The sequence below is a fragment of the Polaromonas sp. P3_C2 genome, assembly GCF_056402675.1.
The window spans coordinates 1-1,859 of sequence record NZ_JBFUGX010000736.1 but is presented as its reverse complement, the minus strand read 5'-3'; the positions used below and the strand labels follow the sequence as shown (position 1 = coordinate 1,859).

Genomic DNA, 1,859 nt, shown 5'->3' with positions numbered 1-1,859 from the left:
GGCCTGGGCAAGGACATCAGCGGCGCTGCGGTGGTGGCTGACCTCGCCAAGATGCCGCACTGCCTGGTGGCCGGTACTACCGGCTCCGGCAAGTCGGTCGGCATCAATGCCATGATCCTGAGCCTGCTCTACAAGGCCGATGCGCGTGACGTGCGGCTGCTGCTGATCGACCCCAAGATGCTGGAAATGAGTGTCTATGAAGGCATTCCGCATTTGCTGGCGCCGGTGGTGACCGACATGCGCCAGGCCGCCCACGGCCTGAACTGGTGTGTGGCCGAAATGGAAAAGCGCTACAAGCTCATGAGCAAGCTGGGCGTGCGCAACCTGGCCGGTTACAACGCCAAGCTCGACGAGGCCAAGGCCAAGGGCGAATTCATCTACAACCCCTTCAGCCTCACGCCCGAGCAACCCGAGCCGCTGGAACGCCTGCCTTACATCGTGGTGGTGATCGACGAGCTGGCCGACCTGATGATGGTGGTCGGCAAGAAGATTGAAGAGCTGATCGCCCGCCTGGCGCAAAAAGCCCGGGCCGCCGGCATCCACCTGGTGCTGGCCACCCAGAGGCCAAGCGTGGATGTGATTACTGGCCTGATCAAGGCCAATATCCCGACCCGCCTGTCTTTCCAGGTCAGCAGCAAGATCGACAGCCGGACCATTCTTGACCAGATGGGCGCTGAGGCATTGTTAGGAATGGGTGACATGCTTTACATGCCGAGTGGTACAGGCTTTCCAATTCGGGTGCATGGTGCGTTTGTGAGTGATGACGAAGTGCACCGCGTGGTGGCCTACCTCAAGCTGCAGGGCGAACCCAATTACATCGAGGGCGTGCTGGAAGGCGGTACCGTCGATGGCGAAGACGGCGACTTGCTGGGTGATGGCAGCAGTGGCGGTAACGGCGGCGGTGAAAAAGACCCGATGTACGACCAGGCCGTGGAAGTCGTGCTGAAAAACCGCAAGGCCAGCATTTCATTGGTGCAGCGTCATCTCAAGATCGGCTACAACCGCGCTGCGCGGCTGGTCGAAGACATGGAAAAAGCCGGGCTGGTCAGCGCCATGAGTGGCAGCGGCCAGCGCGAAATCCTGGTGCCCTCACGGGCGGAGTGACGATCATGAAGAAATATTTTGCTACTGTTTTGATAGCTGCTTGCGCCCATTCCGTATGGGCCGATGGCCTGGAAAGCCTCGAAACTTTCGTGAAGACCGTCAGCAGCGGCCGCGCCGAGTTCACCCAGGTGGTGACGGCGCCCGGCAAGGACGGCCAGGCTGCACGCAGCAAGACGTCGAACGGTACGTTTGAGTTTTCGCGGCCCAACCGTTTCCGCTTTGTCTATAAAAAGCCTTTTGAACAAACCATCGTGGCCGACGGCCAGACCCTGTGGCTCTATGACGCAGACTTGAACCAGGTCACCTCGCGCAAGCTGGCCCAGGTACTGAACGGAACCCCGGCCGCCGTGATCGCCGCTGCTGCAGACCTCAAGGGCCTGCAAGCCGATTTCAACCTGGCGTCCTTGCCTGACAGAGATGGTTTGCAGTGGATACAGGCCAAACCCAAAACCAAAGACGGCCAGTTGCAGAGCATCAGTGTCGGTTTCAAACCGACCGGGAAGGGCAGCGAACTCGCCATGCTGGAAATCCTTGACAGCTTTGGCCAGAAGTCAGTGATGACCTTCAGTCAGTTCGAGATCAACCCTGCACTTGGCCCTGCCGCCTTCCAGTTCAAGACGCCGGCTGGGGCGGACCTGATTCGCCAGTAAACGCCTGCGGTGGTTTTCCCATGCCGGTTTCAATTCCCGGATTCATGGTGGTCATCAAACCCGGTTTTCTGGCTTTCTCACTGACAGTTTGATTCTGTATTCTGC

2 protein-coding genes are annotated in these 1,859 nt (G+C 59.3%); both read left to right on the top strand.

Annotated elements, in window-relative coordinates:
- Positions 1–1,104 (top strand): DNA translocase FtsK (locus AC1DWI_RS21340; protein WP_477725694.1); only part of this gene is annotated, 1,104 nt, incomplete at its 5' end.
- A gap of 5 nt (positions 1,105–1,109) precedes the next feature.
- Positions 1,110–1,754 carry an outer membrane lipoprotein periplasmic chaperone LolA gene (gene lolA / locus AC1DWI_RS21335; RefSeq protein ID WP_477669670.1) on the top strand — a complete coding sequence of 215 codons (645 nt, stop codon included), beginning with the start codon at positions 1,110–1,112 and terminating at the stop codon, positions 1,752–1,754.
- The last annotated feature ends 105 nt before the right edge of the window (positions 1,755–1,859 follow it).

Bases quoted from the DNA above. Each gene is read 5' to 3' on its own strand.
- lolA (WP_477669670.1), top strand. From the start codon at position 1,110: ATGAAGAAATATTTTGCTACTGTTTTGATAGCTGCTTGCGCCCATTCC.